This window comes from Rhizobium sp. AG207R, assembly GCF_027109195.1.
GTDB classification, from domain to species: Bacteria; Pseudomonadota; Alphaproteobacteria; order Rhizobiales; family Rhizobiaceae; genus Rhizobium; species Rhizobium dioscoreae.
Genome location: NZ_JAEPVT010000002.1, coordinates 599,314 through 623,166 on the forward strand (window position 1 = coordinate 599,314; position 23,853 = coordinate 623,166).

The following is a 23,853-nucleotide window of genomic DNA, read 5'->3' on the forward strand; positions in this document are numbered from 1 at the left end:
CATGATGGACTTTGACGATTTCAGCGGCGCGATCGCCGAGAAACCGTTATCTCAGACTGAAAAGGCAGCCGCCGTCCTTCTCGCCATGGGCAAGCAAGTGGCGGGACGGCTGCTGAAATACTTCACGCAGGCCGAGCTGCAGATGATCATCGCCTCAGCGCAATCACTGCGGGTTATTCCGCCGGACGAGCTGGCACAGCTCGTCGCGGAATTCGAAGACCTCTTCACCGAGGGCGCCGGCCTCATGGACAACGCCAAGGCCATCGAGAGCATTCTCGAAGAGGGCCTGACACCGGACGAGGTCGACAGCCTGCTTGGCCGTCGCACGGCGTTCCAGGCCTACGAGACATCCATCTGGGATCGCCTGGGCGAGGCCGATCCGGTCTTCGTCGCCAAGTTCTTCCTGCGCGAGCATCCTCAGACGATCGCCTATGTGCTTTCCATGATGCCTTCGGCCTTCGGCGCGAAGATCCTGCTGCAGCTCCCCGAAGCCCAGCGCGCCGACATCATGAACCGCACCGTCAATATCAAGGACGTCAGCCCCAAGGCTGCCCAGATCATCGAAAACCGCGTTCTCGGGCTGATGGCCGAGATCGACGCCGAACGCAACGCCTCCGGTTCCACGAAGGTTGCCGATCTGATGAACGAACTCGACAAGCCGGTGGTCGACACCCTGCTGAGTTCGCTGGAATCGATCAACAAGGAATCGGTCGAAAAGGTTCGCCCGAAGATCTTCCTCTTCGACGATCTCACCCGTATGCCGCAGCCGAGCCGCGTCCTGCTGCTCAACGACATCGCCGCCGACATCCTGACGATGGCGCTGCGGGGATCCGGCAACGAGATCCGCGAGATCGTGCTGTCCTCGATCAGCCCGCGTCAGCGCCGCATGATCGAATCCGACCTGCAGATGGGCAATGCCGGCATAAACCCGCGCGAAATCGCGATTGCCCGGCGTGCCATCGCCCAGGAAGCCATTCGTCTGGCCAACTCCGGTCAGATCGAGCTCAAGACCAAGGAAAATACGCCTGTGGAAGAAGCGGCGTAAACGCGGCGCGACTCAGCTAAAACATCATAGACTGACAAGCTATGGGCCGCGCATGATGCGCGGCCTCTTTCCGTTTCGCAGAGGGCGGCTGCTTTGGCTGACGAAGACAAGGACAGTAAAACAGAAAAACCGACGGAGAAAAAACTCCGCGATACGATCGAGAAGGGCAATGTCCCTCACTCCAGGGAAGCAACGCTCTTTGCTTCCATGCTCGCGACCGTCATCTACGTCACCTTCTTTCTCCCCGAACGCATGGGCCGCATGGGCGAGGTTCTGCGCGATCTCTTCGAAAAGCCGGATCAATGGCAGCTGGAGACGGGCCCAGACGCCATCTCGCTGTTTACGCGCATAGGCTGGGAAGTCGGCAACATGGTGCTGCCGGCGGTCGTGCTCTTCTTCGTCTTCGGGATCGGCGCCTCGATCTTCCAGAACCTGCCCACCCCCGTTCTCGAACGAATCAGGCCACAGTTTTCGCGCATATCGCCGGCGAAAGGCTTCACGCGCATCTTCAGCGCGACCGGCATGGTGGAATTCGGCAAATCCCTCGCAAAAATCGTGCTGGTCAGCATCGTCATGTTTTTCGTGCTGCGCAGCCAGTACTTCCATGCGATGGATTCGATGGTGTCCGACCCGCAGACCATCTTCGTGCGTCTGTCGACGATCGTTCAGCGCATCCTGATCATCGTGCTGATGGCGACCGTCGTCGTCGGTGTTGCCGACCTGTTGTGGAGCCGGCATCACTGGTTCGACCAATTGAAGATGACGAAGCAGGAGGTCAAGGACGAGCACAAGCAGTCGCAGGGTGACCCGATCGTCAAGTCTCGCCAGCGCTCGATCGCGCGCGACCGCGCCCGCCGCCGCATGATGAAGCAGGTGCCGCGCGCCACCCTCGTCATCGCCAACCCGACTCACTTCGCCGTCGCACTTCGCTATGTGCGCGAGGAAAACGACGCCCCTGTCGTCGTCGCCAAAGGCCAGGACCTGATTGCTCTGAAAATCAGGGAGATAGCCGAGGCCAACAATATTCCCGTTTTCGAAGACCCGCCGCTCGCGCGCTCCATGTTTGCGCAAGTCTCGGTTGATAGCGTCATACCGTCAGTATTTTACAAGGCTGTCGCAGAACTCATCCATCGGATCTATGCCGCGCAGTCGAATAGAAAACGGGTACGATAAACCAAATGAAAAAATGCCCCTACTCTGCCCAGCGTGAACAAATACTAGCCGAAGCCATCAGCCCGGTCGCAAGCGAGCTGCGCCTCCTCGATGCCGCCGATCTGATCTCGCTGCTGCGCTTCGAACGATATGGCAACCTCGCTGACCTCGTCGCCTCGGCCGCAGAGCTCTATTTTCTTCCCGGCACGGTCAATTTCGGGCTCGGCGGCGACTACAAGCTCGATTGGGGCGGGCCGGCGGAAGTGACGCTCGATCTGGAGATCAAGCCGCGGGGCGTTACCATCTATGCCAAGCTTTCGCTGGCAGAGCACCATGCGGGCATCGAGATCAACCACATTGCCTTCGACAAGGCCTCCGTCGATCCCGACGAGAACACGGCGCTGCTCGCCCGCAGCCTAAGGGACGCGCGTTACGTCGTTCGCGGCGAGGCCGCACACGCATTCTGAGGAAGTCCTTTTTCAAAAATCGGCAAAGTGATTCGCGAGAGCGGCGTGCATCCGGCGGAAACCGGGGCGCCGCTCTATTCATTTGCTCAGCAAGGTGTCGCAGGTGATTTCGTCTTGCGGCAGTGCCCCAAGGCGGCACTATCTCAGCTTATATAGCCGAAGCGGATCGCCTTCGCGATGGCCTGGATGCGGTTGACGCTGTCGAGCTTGATCGTCGCCGATCCGAGATAAGCGTTGACGGTATGCACCGACAATCCAAGCTTGTCGGCAATCTCTTCGCTGATGCGCCCGTCGCCGGCAAGCTGCAGGCAGGCGATTTCGCGCTCGCTCAGCGCTTCGGCCGCCTGTGAACGGCGCTCATCCAGCGACAGGAGCTGCATCATGATCTGGCAGCTGCGGCCGTGCAGCTCGACGATCATATCGCTCGAGAGATCCATGAACTTGGCCGTGAAGACAGTGTAGCCGTTGCCGACGGCGCCGAGCCGCACGGGAAAGGCGGCGCCGGCAAAAGGCAGGAGATGCGGCTTCAGGCGCTGCGTGAAGACGGCAAAATCCGGCGTCTCGGCGGTGCTGTCGCTGTCGCGCCCGTTCCACATCAGCGGCAGCAGCGATTTGTCGATATGCTCGATCAGTGCTTCGCCATAGGCCTCCACAAAGGATTTGCCGACGACGGAGTTGGCCGAGCCCCAATTATCGAGTTCGCATACCAGGCGCTGCTTATGCGGCAGGCCGGAGCCGTGCAGGCGATAAACGGCAAAATGCTGCGCGTCGATCAGCTTTTGCATCGATACCAGCTTCGGGAACAGATCGGAGCGGCCGGAGATCCGTCCGGAACGGGTAAGCCGTGATTCGCCCGGCATATCCGTCGTCCTGTCTGGCTGATAGCGCATCCGGTCGGCCCTTAAACGAGATTATTGCGCACTGCAAAGGCGATAGCCTCCGAGCGGGTCTTGGTGGCGGTCTTGCGCATGACGCTGGTAATATAGTTGTTGATGGTATTGCGCGAGATCCCGAGGATCATCGCGATCTCATCGCTCGTCTTGCCTTCGGCGATCCAGAACAGGCATTCCAGCTCGCGCTCGGTCAGATCGAAATCGCGCTCCAGCTTGCCCTCGAAGCAACGCGTGGAACTGGCGAGATAGCCGGCCAGGAGGCCGACATCCCTCAACCGCTCGGGCAGAAGCACTGCTGCTTCGCTCGCCAGCAGCAGCAGGGAGAAGCGGGTGCGACCGACATTGAACGTCAAGGCATGATATTGCCGGCCCACACCGTCAGGCAGCGAGACATCATCGGGAAGCAGCGCCAGGCTTGGCTGAAACAGCGCCATGCACTTTTCAAGCTCGCCGATGCGGCCATAACCGCTTGTCAGCTCCGTCGCCAGACGCCGGACGAGATCGAAGGGCCAATCGGAGGAAATCACGAAGTCGAGCCCGCTTTCCTGGATGAGATCGGACCTGACAAGAAGATAATGGGAGGCGCCGGCGTAACTCGCCAAGGCGTGAAGGCCGGCTTGAAGATAGGCAGGGCCTGAAACGGCATTCAGCTGCAGAATGAGCTGCTCGCGCGACATAGCTCCGGCGGACGCGATCGATCGCGCATCCCTATCGCCTTTGCTCATCTGCGATATCTGCATGTCCATACTTGCATTTCCTGCCGCTGTTGGACGATCGGCCGTCAACGAGAGCATTGTTCCGTCAGAACCCAATCCCTTCACCTCAGAGAATCGGCAGCGAATCTCGACGAGGCATCGAAGCCGGATCTTTCTCTACCGCGACCCAACACTTCCGGCGGATACGGATGGATGGGCGCATGTCTCATCCCTGAATTCGACACCCGCAATCGCACCGGCGCGCACTGCCGCAAGCACGATCTACGAATCATGAGCTAATTTCCCGCTCCGGAATCTACAAACTTAAAACATGCGAAACGCGGAAAACGATGGTCGATTCGCTCGGAATACACAGTTGTTACGCAATAGATACAGTATTTGTAAGTCGATTCTTTATACCCAGCAACCGTATATCCATTGAAATTCCATCTTACGAACACGTCAATTCGGCTAGCCGCGACTAATTGATCACAGGTGGCATCGACAATGATGCAAGTTCAAATGTCATCCCCTGGATAGAAAAAGGACCGGGAATTTCCCGGTCCTTTTGTCAGGCGGCCTGGTCGACGGCCCATTTTCTGAGGATCTTTGCAGCGCGTTCTTCGCTGATTTCCACCATGCGGGACAGGCGGCGCTCCGGCCCTTCCTTGACGCGGCGGTTGAAGGTTCCGCCATCGTCGCCCATCGTCAGCAGGTCGTCGGTGCTGTCGAAGCCGAAGTCCGAGCCGAAGCCGTCCATCAGTGCCGCGCCGGGGCCGCCGACCGCCGGCGCGAAATCCGGCAATTCCAGGCCCGCTGCTTCCGGAAGAGCCGTGCTACTGGACGAGCCGCCGAGCGAGCGGATCAGCGGACGGAAGCCCATCCAGACGATCAGGAAGGCGACCGCGACGAAGGCCAGCGAGTTGATGATGCCAGCCATGTTGCGGCTCAACATATCGGTAATGCTGAAGCTGGAGGATGTGTCTTCAAGCAGCTGGTTGTCGAGGAAGTCCATGGCATTGACGGTAACGATGTCGCCGCGGGCCGGATCAACGCCTGCAGCGGTGGCGACGATCTTCTGCATTTCCGCAATATAGGCGTCGATCTTGGCCTGATCAGCGCCCTGGCCGACCATTTGCGCGATGCGGCCCTTATTGACCACCACGGCGACGGACAGTTTTTCGATCTTGTAGCTGGTGCGGGTCGTGGCCGTCGTCTTGCTGTTGATTTCGTAGTTGGTCTGCTCCTCGCGCTTGTCGGACTGATCGTTCGACGTCGGCGTGTTGCCGCCGGATTGCGGGGCCGCCTGCGGAATATTCTGCTCCACGGTCGCGGCGCTGTCGGGCTGGCTCTGCTGCGACTTCTGCGCTTCCTTCACGGTGCGGACGGAGCGTTCGACCTTCGAGTCCGGATCGTATGTGGTTTCCTGCACCTGCTGGCTGTCGGTATTCAGCTGTGCCGTCACACTGGAGCGGAAATTATCCATGCCGAGGAAGGGCGCCAAGGCCTTATCGATGTTGGATTCGACTTCGCTCTGCACGTTCTGCACGATGCCGAGATTGCGGCTGAGAGCGCCGTTGCCGGGATCGTCGCCCGATGCGAGCAACTGGCCCGTGGAGTCGAGGATCGTTACATCATCGACCTCCAGGCCAGGAACGGCTGACGCGACGAGGTGGCGGATAGCCGAAGCCGATTTGCGGGCAGCTTCCGCACTCGCGCGGATCATGACGGATGCCGTCGGCTTCTGATCCGCCTTCCGGAAATTGCCGACATCCTGCATGACGATATGGACGCGGGCGGCGCTGATGCCGGCGATCGAGGTGATGGTGCGGCTGATTTCGCCCTCGAGGGCACGGACGCGGGTGACTTCCTGCATGAAGGAGGTTAGACCGAGCGAACCGACATTGTCGAAGAGCTCATAGCCGGCCTTGCCGCTGGTGGGCAGGCCGCGTTCAGCAAGAAGCGCGCGGGCCTTGCCGGTCATGCCCGCCGGAACGGTCAGGCTGGAGCCATCCGTACCGACCTGGAAATTGATCTTGGCTTCCGCGAGCGCGATGCTGATCTGGTTGAGATCCGTCGCATCCAGGCCGACATACAATGTCTCCTGTGCGGGCTTATTGACATAGAGGGCTGCAAAAAGGATCAGCAGCATGGACACGGCGCCCACGCCCCCCAGGATCATCAGCCGCGTTCTCCCGAGATTCTGAAGATTCCGAAGCAGGGGAACTAATTGATTTAACAGATTCATTCTGTTCTCGCACGATTCGTCAAAGACCTGATGGCTTTGTGCTATGCGGCGAAAATAGAAATCGAAACTTGTGCGAACGTTTCGTCCGGCCAGAAGAGCCTAGGAAAAAGCCGGGAAGAAATGCAGGAGATTATATAAGAAAAATAGTATCTATTGCTGACGACGCAGTCAGAAGAAATCGAAATCGCCGGCAGCCTTTGCCATGGGTTGGGCCATGGTCTGCGAATGCCCGTGAAAACCGCCGCCGCCGAGCGCCTTTTGCATCTCCGTCAGCTTGACCAGGCTCAGCGCCGTCGCGAGATCCACCGTCCAGCCCTCGGGCATGGTGCCGGCAATGGTATCGATGAATTCGGCGATGCCGCGCGTCTTCTGCACGGCGAGATCAATACCCTGGACGACCTTCATGGCCTCCGGCGAGGCCAGTATATTGGCGTCGCTGATGTCAAGCAGCTGGGGCTCGATGCGTTCGATCAGATAGGCGATGTCATGCAATTCGGAAACGATGCGCAGAAGGATAGCCGGAAGCGTCTCCTCGATGGCGGCCGTCTCAACGCGCTGGAAGGGGGTCATGCGCTTGCCTCGTTGATCAGAAAAATTCGATCGTGTTGTCGACCGGCTTCGGAGCAACGACCGGACGCTGCTCCAGCGCCACGGTCTTCTGCGTCTCGGCGCCGGTCAGCGGATATTGCCTGGCCCTTCCGGAGATTGGCCAATATTCGATCTTGCGCCCGTGTTCGCCGCCCGTGCTGGAGCTGACGACCGGGATGCCTTCGTCTTTCAGAAATTGCATGGCAAAGACCGCGTTCTGCTCGCCGACATTGGAGAAGGTCGCGATCGTCTTGGCGCCACCGAAAACTTTCGCCTCGAGCCGGTCACGCCTTGCGCCCTTCTTCAGGAGGCCGTTGATCAGAAGTTCCATCAGGTGCACGCCGTAACGCGTCGCATCGCCGCCGCTCATCGGCGAGTTCGCCATTCCCGGAAGGAGGAAATGGTTCATCCCGCCAACGCCGGCGATGGGATCGCGCAGGCAAGCCGCCACGCAAGAGCCGAGAATGGTCGTCAGCACCACTTCGGGATCGCTGATGACCTTGTACTCGCCCTGAATAATATGCACGCGGCGGGCAGCACCTTCGACGATCATTTTAGAGCTCCGAAGACGGCCTCGATGGCAGCTTTCATCTTTTCGATGGTAAAGGGCTTGGCGAGCACGTTGTTGGCACCGAGCTGCGCCGCCTTCTGAACCAGCGCACGGTCGCCCTGCGCCGTCAGGATGATGAAGGCCGCCTTCTTGGTCGTCGGGTTGGTGCGCACCGCCTGCAGGAGGCCGAGCCCGTCCATCTTCGGCATGTTGAAATCGGAGATGACGAGATGATGCGGCTGCTGCTGCATGATCTTCATCCCCTGCTCACCGTCGCCGGCAGCCGTGATCTGCTTGAATCCGAGCTGCGTCAGCGCATCGCTCAGCAGCAGGCGGCTGGTGACCTGATCGTCAACGATCAGAACTTTGATTTTCTCCGCTAGAGACATTATTCGCTCCCTTCCTTTCGGGCGGCTGTGGCTTTCAAAATTTCCTCGCCAATGGCGTTCAGCGGAAACTGCTGTTCGACTGCACCAAGCTCGTGGGCGACCCTCGGCATACCGTAGACCACGCAGGTCTTCTCGTTCTGCCCGATGGTGCGCGCGCCGGCATGGCGCATTTTGAGGAGACCGGCGGCGCCGTCGCGCCCCATGCCGGTCAGGATCACGCCGACGGCATTGCGGCCTGCCAGTTCGGCAACCGAATCAAAGAGCACGTCGACGGAAGGGCGATGGCCGTTCACCGGCCCGCCGTCCACCAGACGGCAATGGGGTGCCGCGGAATTGGCGACCCTGAGGTGCCTTTCGCCGCCCGGCGCCAGATAGATCTTGCCGATTTCGAGCCGCGCACCATCGGTCGCCTCCTGGACGACCGGGGCGCAGAGGCGGTTCAGGCGCTCGGCAAAGCTGCGCGTGAAGGTCGGCGGCATATGCTGCGTGATGACCGTCGGCGGACAATTGGCCGGGAACTTCTGCAAGACGTTGATCAGCGCCTCGACGCCGCCGGTGGAGGAACCGATCGCGACGATCTTGCGGCCCACACGGAAATCCGCGACGGCCGGCGGCGGCACCCGCTGGGCGGCGGGCTTCACATATTGACGTTGAGAGCGGGCAGCCGCCTTTACCTTCTCTGCCAAATCGCCGAAAGGATGCGGCTCGCCAGGCGAAGGCTTTCCGACGCAATCGAACGCACCGATCTCGAGAGCGGCAAGCGTCGCGTCAGCGCCGCGATGCGTCATCGTGGAGACCATGATGACGGGCATCGGCCTGAGCGTCATGATCTTTTCCAGGAATTCGAGGCCGTTCATGTTCGGCATCTCGATATCGAGGGTGACGACATCCGGATTGAGCGCCTTGATGGCGGCGCGCGCTTCCATCGCATCGCCGGCCTGGCCGATGACATCGACTTCTGGATCGGCACGCAGGACGGCGGTGATCAGGCCGCGCATCGTCGGGGAGTCATCGACCACGAGAACACGAGCAGGAGAATTCATGGCTTCCTCCCCGCGGTCTTGCCGAGATAGCGATAGGTGGTGATGCCGATATTGTCGAAGACGTGCTTGGCCTCGCCGGCGACCCGCTCGGAGTGGCCGATATAGAGATGGCCGGCATCCTGCAGCTGGCCGGCAAAGCGCGTCCAGATCTTCGTCTGCGTCGGCTCGTCGAAGTAGATGACGACGTTGCGGCAGAAGATGACGTCGAACAGGCCCTTGAAGGGCCATTGCCCGAGCAGGTTCAGCTCGTTGAAGGTAATGAGCCGCTTGACGCGATCGTCGATCTGGAATTTGCGGCGGCCCTGGACATTGACTTCCTGGAACCACTGCTTGCGCATGGCCGGAGAAACCGTTTCGAGAGAAGACTCGTCATAGGCACCAGCGCGGGCAAGCCCGAGGATCTTGGGGTCGATATCCGTTGCCAGGATCTTGAAATCGAAATCGGCGACATTCGGCATCAAGGCAAGCACCGTCAGCGCGATCGAGTAAGGCTCCTGCCCGTCAGAACAGGCGGCCGACCAGATGCGCACCCGGCCGCCAGCCTTGGCGCGCGCCAGGAGACCCGGCAGAACCTCGTCGCGCAGATGATCGAAATGATGGTTTTCGCGGAAGAAGCGGGTGAAATTGGTCGTCAGATGCGACAGCATCTCGCGACGCGCCGCACTTCCCGCGGGCGAAGACACCAGCTGGCAGTAGTCGCGGAAGCCGGAGAGCCCCAGCGCGCGGATATGCTTCGACAGCCTGGAATAGACGAGCGATGCCTTGCTCTCATTGAGAGAAATGCCCGCATCCGAATAGATCATGGCGGCGATTTCCGAGAGGTCGCGGCGCGTCAGCGGATATTCGCCGCTCGCCAGCACCTCATCGGGAGACGCCTTGAAATCCATTGCTCCCATCACGCTCATGCAGCCTCGCTTTCGCTTTCAGGGAACAGGGCTTCCAGTTCGATCAGACAGATCATGCGGCGGTCGATCGCCACGATGCCGCGGGCAAACTGCCGCTCGTGATCGGAGGAGACTTCCGGCGTTGGCTGGATGCTGTCGTCGGTGATCGTCAGAATGTCCGATACGGCGTCAACAAGAAGACCGACCACCTTGCGCTTCACTTGCGCGACGATGATCACATGCCGAGCCGTCGGTTCCGCACGCTTCATGCCGAGCCGGGCGGAGAGATCGATGATCGGCAGCACGGCGCCGCGCAGGTTGATGACGCCGAGCATGTAACCGGGCGCATGCGGCATGGCCGTTGCCGGGGTCCAGCCGCGGATTTCACGAACCGACATGATGTCGACGCAGAATTCCTGGTCGCCGATGCGGAAGGCGATCAGCTCGCGATTGCCCTGGCTCAGGCTCTTGACGGCATAGGACATCAATTCACCCCACCGCCGCATAAGACATTTCAGGCTTCAGCGACTGGCCGCGCGAAGCGCCGACCACTGCATCGACGTCAAGGATCAGCGCCACCCGGCCATCGCCGAGGATGGTTGCCGCCGCAATGCCCGGGACATGCGTGTAGTTGGCCTCGAGGCTCTTGATGACGACTTGGCGCTGGCCCTGAATGGCATCGACCATGAGGGCGCGCTGACCGCCGCCTTCCGATTCCACCAGCAGCGCGACGCCTTCGACCGGATTGGCCTGCGTGGCACGGAAATTCAGGATACGGCCGACATCGACCAGCGGGCAGAAGCTGTTGCGGATCGAGATCAGACGATGGTTCGCACCGAAGGAGTGGATAGCGGACGCTTCGGGCTGCAGCGTTTCGACGATCGCCGTCAGCGGCACGACGAGCGTCTGGCCGGCAACGGTGACCACCATGCCGTCGAGGACTGCGAGCGTCAGCGGCAGGCTCATCGTGAAGACAGAACCCTGCCCCGGCTTGGAGCTGATGTTGATGCGGCCGCCGAGCGCCTGGATCGAGCGCTTGACCACGTCCATGCCGACGCCGCGGCCTGAGATGTCGGAGATCTTGTCGGCGGTCGAGAAGCCGGGCAGGAAAATCAGGTTGTCGACTTCCTCATCCGAAAGATTGGCATCGGCCGCGATCAGGTCGTTATCGATCGCCTTCTGGCGGACTTTCTCGCGGTTGATGCCGGCGCCATCGTCGGCAAGCTCGATGAGGATGCGGCCGGAGCGATGCTTTGCCGTCAGGCGAACGGTGCCTTCCGGGTTCTTGCCGAGTGCCGCGCGTTTTTCCGGCGTTTCGACGCCATGGTCGACCGCATTGCGGATCATGTGGGTGAGCGGCTCGGCAAGCTTGTCGATGACGGTCTTGTCGACTTCGGTGTTCTCGCCCTCGGTGATCAGGCGGATCGACTTGCCGGTCATGTCGGCGATTTCGCGGACGATACGCGACATACGCTGGAAGACCGGCTTCACCGGCTGGGCGCGGATCGCCATGACGCTGTCCTGAATCTCGCGGGTGAGCTGCTGCAGCTCTTCGAGACCCATGTTGATGGAGGATGCGCCGTTGTTGTCGTTCTCGATGACGCTCTGGGAGAGCATCGCCTGATTGATGACAAGCTCGCCGACAAGGTTGATCAGGCGGTCGACACGATCGAGATCGACACGGATGGTCTGGCCGGCGGCGGCAGCGGCGGCACTGTTCTGCGCCGCGGCTGCATTGGAAGCGGCAGCGGCGGCAAGGGCGGCTTCCTTCTTCTCGACGCGTGCGGCAGCGGAGGCGAGCTGCGTGACGTTGCTTGCGGTTTCCGCAGCAGCCACGGCGGCAGCGACGTCGTTTCTCGGCGCGGATGTCTCCTCTATGGTTTCGGCAGTCGGTGCGGCGCCGTCATCGAGGATCGAGAGATCGAAGGGCACCGGTATCATCGGCAATTCTTCGCCGCTCGAAGACCCGCCGCTTCCAGCCAGCTGGACATCGAGATCGCAGTCCCATTCAGCAAATTCGAAGACGGTGCGAATGGCGTCTTCGCCCTTGTCCGTCTTGATGGAGATCGCCCATTTGAAATAGGCGCCTTCGGGATCGAGGTCGATAAGACCCGGCAGCGCATCCATATCGCAGAAGATATTCATCTCGCCGAGCCGCGAGAGATCGCGCAGCAGCAGCGTCGCATCGTTGCCCTTGGCGTAGAGATCGGAGCGGGGCTTGAAATTGACTTCATATTCCGGCCTGGCATCGACGGCCGGCTCATCGCTGCCGAAATCGTCGTCGAAGCTGAAGGGAATCGGCTGGAAACCGCTTTCGTCCGTTGGCGCAGGCGCGGCCACGACGGGCTTCGAAGCAACATCGGCAACCGCCGCTGCCGACGGCGCGGGAATATCGCCATTTGCCAGCGCTTCCAGTTCCTTGACGAGGCCGCGGCTGCGCGCCGGATCGACACTGCCGCCATCACGGGCGGCGTTGGTGAGATCCGCCAGCACGTCGGCCGCCTTGAGCATGACCTTCAGGACATCCTGAGTCGGCTCCAGCTTGTTGGATCGAACGCAATCGAGTGTGGTCTCGAAGACGTGGGCGAATGCGACCAGGTCGTCCAGACCGAAGGCACCTGCCCCACCCTTGATGGAATGAACGGCGCGGAACACGGCATTGACGGTTTCCGGGTCGCGGTCGCCATCATTCAATTTCAGGAGACCGGATTCCAGTTCGGCGAGCTGCTCTTCGCACTCCTGGAAGAAAATCTCTTTGATTTCGTTCATATCCATAAGGGGCGGATCCTGTTTAGGCGGTTACGCGCTCGATGGCATCGATCAGCTTGGCGGGATCGAACGGCTTGACGATCCAGCCGGTCGCACCGGCCTGGCGGGCACGGTTCTTCTTTTCCGCATCACTTTCGGTCGTCAGAACGAGGATCGGAACGGCGCGGTATCTGTCGTTGCGGCGAACGCCCTCGATGAAGCCGAAGCCGTCAAGCCGCGGCATGTTGATATCCGTGACGATGACGTCGGGATTGGCTTCTTCCAGGATTTCCAGGCCCTCGACACCGTCTTCGGCCTGAATGGTCTCGAAACCCGCATTGTTGAGGGTCACGAGAAGCATGTTTCGAATGGTCCGTGAATCATCCACGGTCAGCACTTTTTTCTTCATTGCCGGATCTCCTTGGCAAGCAGATGGGAGATATCCACCCCGATCACCTGCATCGTTTTTTGAAATGCATCCGACACCTTGGAGAAGGTGAAGGAGAGCTTGTCCTCATCCCAGGTCTTGGCGGCGGCCATGATGACCTGCACGCACAAGGTCCCGATCCTTTCGACGCCGGACGCATCGATCGCGACATTGCTGCCGCGCAACCCCATCAACGTGCCGCGAAGGGCGGAGGCCTCGTTGAGGTCCAGCACCGCGGCCAGACTGATTGTCTTTTCGCCTTTCCTGCTCGGCATCGCTTTATTCCTTGTTGTCTGAAATCAGGCCCGTCGGCCGCATATGCATGAAACTGAAAGATCAATAGGCATTGCGATCGCCTCCCGCTGCGGTCCTGCGAAGCGGGAAGCCGAAATCGGCCATCTCCTCGTCATTCTGCGCAGTGCCGAATTCCTCGCGGGCGGGGAGCTGTCGCTGCTGCGCGGCTCTGACCGGCACGCCAGCGACGGCATGCCGCCGCTCGCGCTCGATGCGGAACTCGCGGATGGTTCGGCCGAGCTCGACGACGACGGTATGCAGGTGATCGGCATCTTGCTCGGAGCGGCTGGCATTGCTGCCGGCGGCGGCCGCCCGCTCGCTGTGGCCGCCGATATCCGATGTCAGCGCCTGAAGGCCGGCGACCTGTTCGTCGCTCGCAGCCGCAATTCCGGAAATGGCTTCGTTGATATCCGTCACCTGGCGCACAATGCTGCCGATCGCGTCCTGGGTGCGGCCGACCATCTGGACGCCTGCATCTACCTGCGCCTTTGTTCCCGTCACCAGCACCTTGATCTCGCGGGCCGCATCGGCGGAACGCTGGGCAAGCGCGCGAACTTCCTGCGCGACGACGGCAAAGCCGCGGCCACTGTCGCCGGCGCGGGCTGCCTCGATGCCAGCATTGAGTGCGAGAAGATTGGTCTGGAAGGCAATCTCATCGATGACGCCGATGATCTGGCCGATCTTTTCGGCTGACGTTTCGATATCGGCCATAGCGGAGATCGCCTGCCCGACGATTCGGCCGCTGTCTTCCGCGGCTGTACGCGTCGATGCGGCGACGAGCTCGGCCGAACGCGTATTGGCCGCATTGCCGCGGACCTGTTCGGCAAGCTCCGCAAGCTGCCGGGCGGAGGCCGCAAGGCCCTGCGACTGCTCCGATGAGGTTTCCGCCAGAGATTTCGAGGCGCGGGCGATGGTCTCGGCCGTCGTCTCAGCCGCCAGCACGCCGCCGGATAGAACCGAAAACTGCTGCTGGATATCCGCCAGCGCCGCATTCAAGGCTTCCGCAACCTCGGCATAGGCCTCGGGACAATCCATCGGCAGGCGCGTCGTCAGATCGCGATTGGCAAGGCCATTGGCGAGATCGACGATAATGGCGGCCGCCTCGGCGCGATCAGCCGTCCGCTGTTCCGCGAGCGCGCGCTGGTGGCCGACCCGCAATTCGTTGAACCGCAACGATACGGCAATCTCGACATCGACCATGACGAGCCGAACGATCGCTGTGACAAGTTCGCTCAGTTCACGGGCACGACGCTTGGCTCCCGGAAGAATGGTACGGCCGCCCATGTCTTCGAGCAGGCCGGCAAGAAGATGCTCCAGCACGACCCCATGGCCCGCAACGTGCCAGCGTGGATCGAGCCCCATCTTGCTTTCGCTGTCGGACAGAACCTTGACGCGCTCGGCATAAAGGCTGTCGAAGCGTGCATCCGTCAGCACATCCCAATGGGAGGATTGCAGATCCTGAAGGCGTTCGAGCTGGCTTTCGCTCGAAAAATTGCGCGCGGCGTCCGGATAGGCCTGAAAGCGGTGGAAAAGATCGCGCAGGCCGGCTTTCAGATGCGCTTCGAGCATTGGCCGGTGACGGCGCAAGGTTTCGCATTGCCCGGCATCGAGACCAGCAAAACGCAAACGGTCGCGAAGGCTGCCAGCCTGCGCCCTGCGTGCCTGATCTGACGGCGAATCCTGCGCCAAAGTCGTCCCTGCCGAACTGCCGCGCATTCAAGCGCCGGCGAAACCGCTGATGATCCGCGCCAGGCGCAATGAGGAGGCGAGGAAAGGCAGCCGTAGCCGTCGATCATGTGATCGAGGCACCGAAGCTCGCTCGTTCATCAAAGTCTATTGCGGACCTGTTTGATGACATGGATACCGGATCGGACCCGGTACGACGGGGCGGCTTCATGCCTGCTGAGAACGAGTCACAATTTTCCCATTCCGACGTTCAGGCTCAATATTTATGGTTAATTCCTTGCCCGAAGGTTAATGACGGAAGAAGGCATGTCTCCTACTGATCTATACTAAATTAGCGATTACTTTCAGATATAGTTTGTCGCCGTGGAAGAACATCGATCGCAAGTCACGAGCAAGCTTCATCCCTTACTACCCAAGGGATAGACACTTCCGATGTCGCTACGGAGAGAGCAATGATTGTTCTTGGTTTGACCGCCTCGCTGATGGCCAGCTTGACGCTTGCGGCCTTCATGCTTCTGTCCCGCATCGAAGCGGCGCGCGGCAAAGCTACCCCTCGCATTCTCTAGGAGCTTTAACGGACATCTGATATCCGAAATCGGACATATGGCACTTCGCGGCCACACGATGCGAGCGCTGTAGTTCCCGCGGATGGCAGGAGCTAGCTTTGGCCTCAATAGTTCCGTATTAAGCCTCACGATCAGGCACCGAGACCCATCCTTTAATGCTCGACACGACCCATTCCCGAACAAATGCCCAGAAACTTTCGCTGGGCCTCGCCCTTGCGATCATCTTCGGAGTAACGCTCTGGCGCGTGCTCATGTTGCTCCTCAACAGGACGGACCTCTTCGTCGATGAGGCACAATATTGGTTCTGGGGCCAGAATCTGGATTTCGGCTATTATTCCAAGCCGCCGATGATTGCCTGGGTCATCCGCTTCTTCAATACGATCTCCGGCTCGGATTCGACCTTCTGGATCCGCATATCGGCGCCGCTCTTCCATCTTGCCACCGCCCTGATGCTGATGTGCACGACGCGGCGGCTGATCGACGACGAGACCGGACGCGAGATCGCGCCATGGGTCGGCGTCATCTTCATCACGCTGCCGGCTGCCTCGCTTTCCGCCGTGCTGGTATCGACGGACACGATCCAGATCCTGTTCGTAACCATCGCCATCTGGGCTTTTATCGGGCTGACCAGGCGTTCCTCGGTGCTGGAAGCTGTCATCCTCGGTGCCAGCCTCGGCATCGCCTTCCTGACGAAATATTCGGTGCTCTTCCTTCTGCCCGGTGTCGGCATTGCCATGCTGACGATGCGTTCGGCGCGTATCGCCTGGCGGGACGTTGCCATTGCCGCCATTATCGGGGCCATCGTCGTTTCCCCCAATCTCTGGTGGAATCTCACCCATGATGCGACGACCATAAAGCACACCGAAAACATCGCCCAATGGAGCAAGAGCGGCGGCGGCAACACCCTGCTGAAGCACATACTCAACGGGCTCAGCTTCTTCGGTGCCCAGTTCGGCGTCGTCGGCCCGGTCGTCTTCTACGCGCTTTTGTGGGCGACGTGGCGATTGATCCGCGGGCAGAGCGACGACCGGGAAAAGCTGCTGTTCTGGCTCTCTGTGCCTGTCGTGGCGCTGATCACGCTGCAGGCCCTCCTCGCCAAGGCCTATGCCAACTGGGCCGTCTCGGCTTATGCCGCAGGCACCATTCTCGCCGTCTGGCTGCTCTATCGCCTGACGAAAAAGGGGCTGAGCACCTCGCTTATCATAGGCGCCGTCGTCGCCTTCGTGATCCCGGTGCTGACGGTGTTTGCCTATGACATCAAGCTGCCGAACGGCGATCTTGTCATGAAGCGCTATGTCGGCCGCAGCGTCATCAGTGAAGAAATCGCCAATATCGCCACGGAGGCGAAACTGACTGAAATCGTTGCCCAGGACCGCGATATCCTCGCCGATCTCTACTACACGCTGAAAGGCAAGCCGTTCCACATCTATGCCCGCCACTTCGGCGGCTTCCCCGCGAATTATTACGAGCAGGATTTCTCCCTGCCGGTCAGCGTGACCGGTCCGGTCTTGTTCGTCGACAACGATCCGATCGATTGCCCGGAAGGCCAGGCCGAACTCATCAAGAGCTGGTCGCCACCCTATGGCGAGATGAAGGGCAAGACGCTTTATGCCTATCGCGTCCCGGCATCCTGCCTGGCGCCTAAATCGTCGGCAGCGGGTGCGACGGAAAATTAAGAAATCGAGCCGGGACTGTTGACCGGCTCGTGCAACTGCATCATGACAGGCCACACTAGGAAGACGCCAAGCGTCCTGTTATCATGACCGAACCGCTGGAGTTCGCTCCGGCAAAGGAATGAAGGCATTTTGGACCGTTGAGCCCGCTTGAATTCGGCGCCGCCGACAGCGAAGATAGAGACGACAGGACGCACCGCGCCGGAGCGCGCGTGATCGCCTCGCTGTTCGTCGCATTCTTCGCCTATATCGGATTGGCGCTTGGCGGTGGCATCAACCTTGCCGCGCGCGCCGATGCGGACGCGCTCTCCTCGGGCAAAGACACCCAGCCTCTCTATCTATCACTGCGTGACCCGGTCCGCGGAATCGTCGTTGCCGATCGGCTGGTGACGCCGAAAGCTACATGGCACGATATAGGGCCTGCAACGCTTGCTGCCCTCCCTACCCTCGGATATCCGGCAACCTCATGGCAATCGTACCGCCCGGATGATGCCACACGGTTCGAATCCCTGGCGTTTCACGCCTATCTCGCACGTGCGCCTCCAGGCGCGCTCGCCTAAGCGTTTGGCGCAGACGCGCTGAATTTCCGACACGACCTCAAGTCCGCCTGCGGCCAGACCGTCGGCATAAGCCTATTTTCAAGGATAATACCCATGCGTACCTCACCATGGCTCGTGGCACTCTATACGGTGATCATCGTCATTGGCTTTCTGATCGCACTGCCGAACGCGCTGCCGCCGTCGGTTCTCAGCAAGATCCCATCCTGGCTGCCTCATAGCCAGGTTTCGCTCGGCCTCGACCTTCGCGGCGGCTCCTATCTCGTTCTCGAAGTCGACGAGAAGGACCTGACGAACGGCCGGCTGCAATCGCTGCAGCAGGACGCGCGCCGCGTGCTGCGCGACAAGAACATCCAGACCCGCTCGATCGTCCGCAATGGCGACCAGATCGTCGTGACGCTCAGCGACGCCTCGCAGAGCAGCGATGCCGTGACGCAGCTGCAGACGCTGGCCAATACGATCACGTCGGGCCTCTCGGCCGGCCAGTCCGATCTCAACATCAAGCCGAATGGCGCGACGATCGCGATGTCCTTCTCGCCGGCCGGTATTTCGGCCAACGTCGATTCCGCCGTTCAGCAGAGCCTTGAAGTTATCCGCAAGCGCGTCGACCAGGTGGGCGTTGCCGAGCCAACCATTCAGCGCGTCGGTCCGAACCGCGTTCTCGTCCAGCTTCCCGGCGCACAGGATCCGTCGCACCTGCGCGAGCTTCTCGGCTCGACCGCGAAGATGTCCTTCCATCTGCTGGCCGATAACGTCGACCCGAACAATCCCGGCCCCGGCGTCACCATCATGAAGGACGAGCAGGGCAACAGCTATCCGGTTCTCGACCGCATCGAACTGTCCGGCGACCGCCTGACGGATGCCCGCGTCAGCTTCGATCCGAACACGCACGAGCCGCTCGTCACCTTCCGCTTCGACAGCGCCGGCGCCAACCGGTTTGCCGAAATCACCCGCGAAAATGTCGGCAAGCCCTTCGCCATCGTCCTCGACAACAAGGTTCTGAGTGCGCCTAATATCCGCGAGCCGATCACCGGCGGCTCGGGCCAGATCTCCGGCAACTTCACCGCAGACAGCGCCACCACGCTTGCAGCCTTGCTGCGCGCCGGTGCCCTGCCGGCCAAGCTCACCGTCATCGAGGAGCGCACCGTCGGCGCCGACCTTGGTAGCGACGCGATCCAGAAGGGCATCTATAGCGGCCTGGTCGGCTTCGTTCTGGTTGCCGCCTTCATCTTCGTGCTCTATGGCGCCTGGGGGATTCTGGCGAATGTTGCCCTGCTCATCCACACGGTCCTGACCTTCTCGGCCCTGACGCTTGTCGGCGCCACGCTGACGCTGCCCGGCATCGCCGGCGTCGTCCTTGGTATCGGCCTCGCGGTTGATGCCAACGTTCTCATCAACGAGCGCATCCGCGAAGAAACCCGGAAGGGCCGCGGCGCCTTCGCCGCCATCGATAACGGTTTCAAGAAGGCTTATTCGACGATCATCGACGGCAACATGACGGCGCTGATTGCCGCCGCCATCCTGTTCTACTTCGGCTCCGGCCCGGTTCGCGGCTTTGCCGTGACCATGGGTCTCGGCCTCATCATCTCAATGTTCACCTCCGTCGCCTTCGTGCGTGTCGTGATGATCGCCATCACCCGTCGCCGCAAGCTGAAGGTGATCAACATCAGGCCGCTGATCCCCTTCAGCCCCTATGACAAGCACATCCAGTTCATGAAGGCCCGCTTCTTCGGCGTCACCGTCTCGGCGATCCTGTCGCTCGCCTCGGTGGTCCTGTTCATCCATCCGGGCCTCAACTACGGCGTTGATTTCCGCGGCGGTATCCAGATGTCGGTCAAGACCAAGGACGCGGCCGATCTGGCGACGTTCCGCGAGGGTCTGAACACGCTCGGCCTCGGCGAAATCGCACTGCAGTCCTTCGGCGACAATAACAGCCTCCTTGTCCGCGCCCAGCGCCAGGACGGCGGCGAAGAGGCGCAGACGGCGGCAGTGACCAAGCTTAAAGCCGAAATCGTCAAGATCGACCCGAGCGCGACCATCGAAGGCACCGATGTCATCGGTCCGAAGGTTTCGGGCGAGCTTGCCTGGGCCGGCATCCTGTCGGTCGTGATCGCCAGCCTGGCGATGCTGTTCTACATCTGGTATCGCTTCGAATGGCCGTTCGCGGTCGGCGCCATCGTGACGCTGGTGCTCGACGTCACCAAGGCGATCGGCTTCTTCGCGATCACCGGCCTCGATTTCAACCTGACGGCCATCGCCGCGATCCTGACGCTTGTGGGATATTCGGTGAACGACAAGGTCGTGGTCTATGACCGCATGCGTGAAAACATGCGGCTCTACAAGTCGATGCCGCTGCGCGACATCATCGACAAATCGATCAACGAGACCCTGGCGCGAAGCCTCTATACCAACGCCACTGCCTTCCTGGCGCTGGTGCCGATGGCAATCTGGGGCGGCAGCGCCGTCTCCAGCTTCGCGATCCCGATGGTGTTCGGCATCCTCGTTGCCGGCGCCTCGTCGGTCTTCATCGCCGCACCGATCCTGCTGTTCCTCGGCGACTGGCGCCGCCGTCATGCCAAGCCGGTTGCCAATGATACGGCATCGACAGACGGCAAATCCGGTAAGGACAACAAGCAGATTCCTGCGGCATAATAAATGAAAAGAGGACATGCCCGGCTTCGGGGCATGTCCTTCGCCGCCCTACGAAATCGGCGGCATATGCAAAGGCAAGCCCGGACGCGGCGCCGTAATCTTTTCCACGACACCGTTTTCCTGTTCGCTGACGAGCAGATGTTTGCCGTCGACGGTAAAAGCAATATTAGCTGGGCGCGCGCCGTCCGTGCGGATATGACCGGCCATTTTTCCCTCGGCGTCCACCATGGAAATTTCACCCAGGCCGTACATGGCGCAGTAAAGCATGCCGCTGCGATCAAAGGCGAGGCCGGCCGGCCCGCGCAGCGCGTTCACGGCGGGCGATGTCATCGACTGGACAAACATTTCCTGCCTGCCGCCAACGACCTGCCGATAGATTTTTCCAGTCAGTGTTTCACTATAATAGAGCAATCCATCGGCATCGAAGGCAATGCCGCTCGCAAAGAGCAGACCGGCTGCGAGGACACGGATGACCCGTCCCTCAGCCGGATCGATCTGATAGACGCAGCCATTGTAAGCCGCCTTGAAGAAATCGGGATGGATGTGGCCGCCTTCGAGAAGATTGGCAAGACGGATGCCAGAATCAGTCATGTAAAGCAGGCCGTCGGGTCCGAAAGCGAGTGCATTCGGATGCAGAAAGGGACCATCCGCGCTACCCTCGATGACTTGCAGGACGCGGCCTTGCGCCGATAATCTGACAAGAGAATTCTCCGGGCCGTTGGCTACCCAGAAACATCCGTCGCCATCGACCGCAATCCCCATCGGCCGGCCGCCGACCCGGCAAAGTTCCTGCGGTACGCCGCTTGTGTCGAAAAGTTTCAGACAGCGGCGACTGGCATCCATTTCCACGACCGCCAGGCGGCCGTCCGGCAAAGCCACGAGGCCGCTAGGCAGACGCAGCCCGGTGGCAATCGTTTCGTTCATGTTTTGAAACCTTCATTCTACGCATTACGAAGCCCCAAAAACTCAAAATGCTGCGCCGGAATGATACATAAGCACGAAGAAGATCCTTTTCGAGCCGGACGAGTGCAAATCCGGATAAGATTCTTGCGCCGGAGGTCACATCCGCGTGCAGGCCCTGTTCATCTTGACAGGCTTTGGCGATTCGGAACATCCATAGAACGTCCCTATATTTTCGCGCTTGCGATTCGCCGCATGCCGCGCTCCGCCTGCCGCCGGAGGTACTCAGGAGAGTCGATGACCGCCGCCTATCTGGAAAAGCTGAACCCGGAGCAACGGCTGGCGGTGGAACATGGCACGACGGCAGGCGACGGTCATATTGCCGGGCCGCTGCTCGTCATCGCCGGGGCCGGCTCCGGCAAGACGAATACGCTTGCCCATCGCGTCGCGCATCTAATCGTTAGAGGTGCGGACCCGCGCCGCATCCTGCTGATGACCTTTTCGCGCCGCGCTGCCGCCGAGATGGGCCGTCGCGTCGAGCGGATCTGCCGCGAGGTGCTGGGTGCGAATGCCGGCATTAACGCCGACGCGCTGGCATGGAGCGGCACGTTCCACGGCATCGGCGCACGTCTGCTCAGGGACTATGCCGAGCAGATCGGCATCGATCCGGCCTTCACGATCCACGACCGGGAAGATAGCGCCGACCTGATGAATCTTGCGCGCCATGATCTCGGCTTCTCGAAGACGGAGAACCGCTTCCCGACGAAGGCGACATGCCTTGCGATCTATTCACGCTCCGTCAATGCGGAAGCGCCGCTCGACGGCGTGCTGCGGGATTACTTCCCGTGGTGCGCCACGTGGGAGCAGCAGCTGCGTGATCTCTTCGCCTCTTATGTCGAGGCGAAACAGGCGCAGAACGTGCTCGATTACGACGACTTGCTGCTCTATTGGGCGCATATGCTGCAAGAGCCGCTGATCGCCGAGGATATCGGCAGCCGCTTCGACCATGTGCTTGTCGACGAATATCAGGACACCAACCGGCTGCAGTCCTCCATTCTGCTGGCTCTCAAGCCCGATGGCCGCGGACTGACCGTCGTCGGTGACGATGCGCAGTCGATCTATTCCTTCCGCGCCGCGACCGTGCGCAACATTCTAGACTTCCCCAAGGCTTTCACGCCCTCGGCCGATATCGTGACGCTCGACCGCAACTACCGTTCGACGAAGCCGATCCTTGCTGCCGCCAACGCTGTAATCGATCTCGCCTCGGAGCGCTTCACCAAGAACCTGCGCACCGAACGGCAAAGCACGGAACGGCCGCGGCTGGTGACGGTGCGCGACGAGGCCGATCAGGCGCGCTACATCGCCGATCAGATACTGGAAAATCGTGAGGGCGGCGTAAGGCTGAAGCAACAGGCAGTGCTATTCCGCACCTCCAGCCATAGCGGCCCGCTGGAAGTGGAACTCACCCGGCGCAACATTCCCTTCGTCAAGTTCGGTGGGCTGAAGTTCCTCGATAGCGCTCATGTCAAGGATATGCTGGCGGCGCTTCGCTTCGCCCAGAACCCGCGCGATCGCGTCGCCGGCTTCCGCCTGATGCAGCTCTTGCCCGGCGTCGGCCCCTCCACGGCGCAGCGCGTGCTCGACCAGATCGGCGAAGAGGCAAGCCCGATTACCGCACTCACCGAACTGCCGCCACCGCCGCGCACGGGCGACGACTGGACCGCCTTTGTCGAGACGATGCGGGAGGTCAAAAGCGGCAAGGCCGGCTGGCCGGGGGAAATCGGCCTGGTTCGCCAATGGTACGAGCCGCATCTGGAACGCGCGCATGAGGATGCCGCGACCCGCCAGGCGGATCTCGTCCAGCTCGAACAGATCGCCGCGGGCTACGGCTCGCGCGAGCGCTTCCTCACGGAATTGACGCTTGATCCGCCTGACGCCACCAGCGATCAGGCCGGCGTGCCGCTGCTGGACGAGGACTACCTGATCTTGTCGACTATCCATTCCGCCAAGGGCCAGGAATGGACGAAGGTTTTCATCCTCAACGCCGTCGACGGCTGCATCCCCGCCGATCTCGCGGTCGGATCATCGGCCGAGATCGAGGAGGAACGGCGGCTGCTCTACGTCGCGATGACGCGGGCGAAGGACAATCTCGACCTCGTCATTCCGCAGCGCTTCTTCGTGCACGGCCAGCATGCGCAGGGCGACAAACATGTCTTTGCCTCGCGCACCCGCTTCATTCCCGCGACCTTGCTGCAGTTCTTCGAGGTTTGCGGCTGGCCGCAGGCACGGGCCGAAAGTGCTGCCGCGATCCGGGCGCGGGAGGTACGCGTCGATGTGGGCGCGCGGATGCGGGGCATGTGGCGGTGAATTTGGCGGTTGTGAGCAGCAGGTCAGGC

General features: G+C 60.9%; 21 protein-coding genes. 7 read left to right on the forward strand and 14 right to left on the reverse strand.

The window, feature by feature from the left end; translation table 11 throughout:
- Position 1: 1 nt before the first annotated feature.
- From fliG to JJQ51_RS06895, 3 genes are all read left to right on the forward strand, one after another.
- Entirely contained in the window at positions 2 to 1,045 is a 1,044-nt protein-coding gene (gene fliG, locus JJQ51_RS06885; protein WP_069611302.1) for a flagellar motor switch protein FliG, read from the forward strand.
- Between the two features lie 93 nt (positions 1,046 to 1,138).
- A complete protein-coding gene (gene flhB / locus JJQ51_RS06890) occupies positions 1,139 to 2,218 on the forward strand; it encodes a flagellar biosynthesis protein FlhB (RefSeq protein ID WP_113332074.1) in 1,080 nt (359 codons plus the stop codon).
- A gap of 5 nt (positions 2,219 to 2,223) precedes the next feature.
- Positions 2,224 to 2,664 (forward strand): hypothetical protein, encoded by a 441-nt coding sequence (locus JJQ51_RS06895; RefSeq protein ID WP_092709076.1) that lies wholly within the window; start codon positions 2,224 to 2,226, stop codon positions 2,662 to 2,664.
- 143 nt (positions 2,665 to 2,807) lie between these two features.
- On the opposite strand, the gene visR is transcribed toward JJQ51_RS06895, so the two are convergent.
- The 13 genes from visR to JJQ51_RS06960 form a co-directional block, all read right to left on the reverse strand.
- The gene (gene visR / locus JJQ51_RS06900; protein WP_371864866.1) at positions 2,808 to 3,554 is read right to left on the reverse strand and encodes a transcriptional regulator VisR; all 747 of its coding nucleotides are present in this window, start codon (positions 3,552 to 3,554) and stop codon (positions 2,808 to 2,810) included.
- An 11-nt stretch (positions 3,555 to 3,565) separates the two neighbouring features.
- The gene (visN, locus tag JJQ51_RS06905) at positions 3,566 to 4,303 is read right to left on the reverse strand and encodes a transcriptional regulator VisN (protein WP_113332073.1); all 738 of its coding nucleotides are present in this window, start codon (positions 4,301 to 4,303) and stop codon (positions 3,566 to 3,568) included.
- Between the two features lie 520 nt (positions 4,304 to 4,823).
- Positions 4,824 to 6,500, reverse strand: coding sequence for a flagellar basal-body MS-ring/collar protein FliF (fliF, locus tag JJQ51_RS06910; RefSeq protein WP_113332072.1), 1,677 nt, complete (start codon positions 6,498 to 6,500; stop codon positions 4,824 to 4,826).
- A gap of 168 nt (positions 6,501 to 6,668) precedes the next feature.
- Complete coding sequence (cheT, locus tag JJQ51_RS06915) at positions 6,669 to 7,070, reverse strand: chemotaxis protein CheT (RefSeq protein ID WP_152095544.1); 402 nt, start codon at positions 7,068 to 7,070, stop codon at positions 6,669 to 6,671.
- Between the two features lie 16 nt (positions 7,071 to 7,086).
- The gene (cheD, locus tag JJQ51_RS06920) at positions 7,087 to 7,641 is read right to left on the reverse strand and encodes a chemoreceptor glutamine deamidase CheD (RefSeq protein ID WP_113351212.1); all 555 of its coding nucleotides are present in this window, start codon (positions 7,639 to 7,641) and stop codon (positions 7,087 to 7,089) included.
- On the reverse strand, positions 7,638 to 8,027 hold the full coding sequence (locus JJQ51_RS06925) for a response regulator (protein ID WP_095433933.1): 390 nt from the start codon (positions 8,025 to 8,027) through the stop codon (positions 7,638 to 7,640). The genes cheD and JJQ51_RS06925 overlap by 4 nt, the downstream gene beginning before the upstream one ends.
- Complete coding sequence (cheB, locus tag JJQ51_RS06930) at positions 8,027 to 9,070, reverse strand: protein-glutamate O-methylesterase CheB (protein WP_152095545.1); 1,044 nt, start codon at positions 9,068 to 9,070, stop codon at positions 8,027 to 8,029. Before cheB ends, JJQ51_RS06925 begins: the two co-directional genes overlap by 1 nt.
- Complete coding sequence (gene cheR, locus JJQ51_RS06935; protein ID WP_113332069.1) at positions 9,067 to 9,975, reverse strand: protein-glutamate O-methyltransferase CheR; 909 nt, start codon at positions 9,973 to 9,975, stop codon at positions 9,067 to 9,069. The genes cheB and cheR overlap by 4 nt, the downstream gene beginning before the upstream one ends.
- Positions 9,972 to 10,439, reverse strand: coding sequence for a chemotaxis protein CheW (locus JJQ51_RS06940; protein ID WP_113332068.1), 468 nt, complete (start codon positions 10,437 to 10,439; stop codon positions 9,972 to 9,974). Before JJQ51_RS06940 ends, cheR begins: the two co-directional genes overlap by 4 nt.
- A 4-nt stretch (positions 10,440 to 10,443) precedes the next feature.
- Positions 10,444 to 12,729 (reverse strand): chemotaxis protein CheA, encoded by a 2,286-nt coding sequence (locus JJQ51_RS06945; protein ID WP_152095546.1) that lies wholly within the window; start codon positions 12,727 to 12,729, stop codon positions 10,444 to 10,446.
- 16 nt (positions 12,730 to 12,745) lie between these two features.
- On the reverse strand, positions 12,746 to 13,111 hold the full coding sequence (gene cheY1, locus JJQ51_RS06950; protein WP_004128526.1) for a chemotaxis response regulator CheY1: 366 nt from the start codon (positions 13,109 to 13,111) through the stop codon (positions 12,746 to 12,748).
- Positions 13,108 to 13,404 (reverse strand): STAS domain-containing protein, encoded by a 297-nt coding sequence (locus tag JJQ51_RS06955; RefSeq protein WP_069611290.1) that lies wholly within the window; start codon positions 13,402 to 13,404, stop codon positions 13,108 to 13,110. Before JJQ51_RS06955 ends, cheY1 begins: the two co-directional genes overlap by 4 nt.
- Before the next feature lie 61 nt (positions 13,405 to 13,465).
- The gene (locus JJQ51_RS06960) at positions 13,466 to 15,112 is read right to left on the reverse strand and encodes a globin-coupled sensor protein (protein WP_152095648.1); all 1,647 of its coding nucleotides are present in this window, start codon (positions 15,110 to 15,112) and stop codon (positions 13,466 to 13,468) included.
- Between the two features lie 718 nt (positions 15,113 to 15,830).
- Here JJQ51_RS06960 and JJQ51_RS06965 point away from each other — a divergent pair.
- From JJQ51_RS06965 to secD, 3 genes are all read left to right on the forward strand, one after another.
- Positions 15,831 to 17,351: an ArnT family glycosyltransferase gene (locus tag JJQ51_RS06965; protein ID WP_145633341.1), complete on the forward strand. Its 1,521-nt coding sequence runs from the start codon at positions 15,831 to 15,833 to the stop codon at positions 17,349 to 17,351.
- Between the two features lie 137 nt (positions 17,352 to 17,488).
- Positions 17,489 to 17,908, forward strand: a complete 420-nt coding sequence (locus JJQ51_RS06970; RefSeq protein ID WP_145633344.1) for a hypothetical protein — start codon at positions 17,489 to 17,491, stop codon at positions 17,906 to 17,908.
- Between the two features lie 93 nt (positions 17,909 to 18,001).
- Positions 18,002 to 20,557 (forward strand): protein translocase subunit SecD, encoded by a 2,556-nt coding sequence (gene secD, locus JJQ51_RS06975; RefSeq protein WP_113351218.1) that lies wholly within the window; start codon positions 18,002 to 18,004, stop codon positions 20,555 to 20,557.
- Between the two features lie 48 nt (positions 20,558 to 20,605).
- Here the strand turns inward: secD and JJQ51_RS06980 are convergent, their stop codons facing one another.
- Positions 20,606 to 21,481: an SMP-30/gluconolactonase/LRE family protein gene (locus JJQ51_RS06980; protein WP_113332063.1), complete on the reverse strand. Its 876-nt coding sequence runs from the start codon at positions 21,479 to 21,481 to the stop codon at positions 20,606 to 20,608.
- 273 nt (positions 21,482 to 21,754) lie between these two features.
- Between JJQ51_RS06980 and JJQ51_RS06985 the strand changes: the two genes are divergently transcribed.
- Positions 21,755 to 23,824 carry an ATP-dependent helicase gene (locus tag JJQ51_RS06985; RefSeq protein ID WP_113332062.1) on the forward strand — a complete coding sequence of 690 codons (2,070 nt, stop codon included), beginning with the start codon at positions 21,755 to 21,757 and terminating at the stop codon, positions 23,822 to 23,824.
- Positions 23,825 to 23,853: the final 29 nt, after the last annotated feature.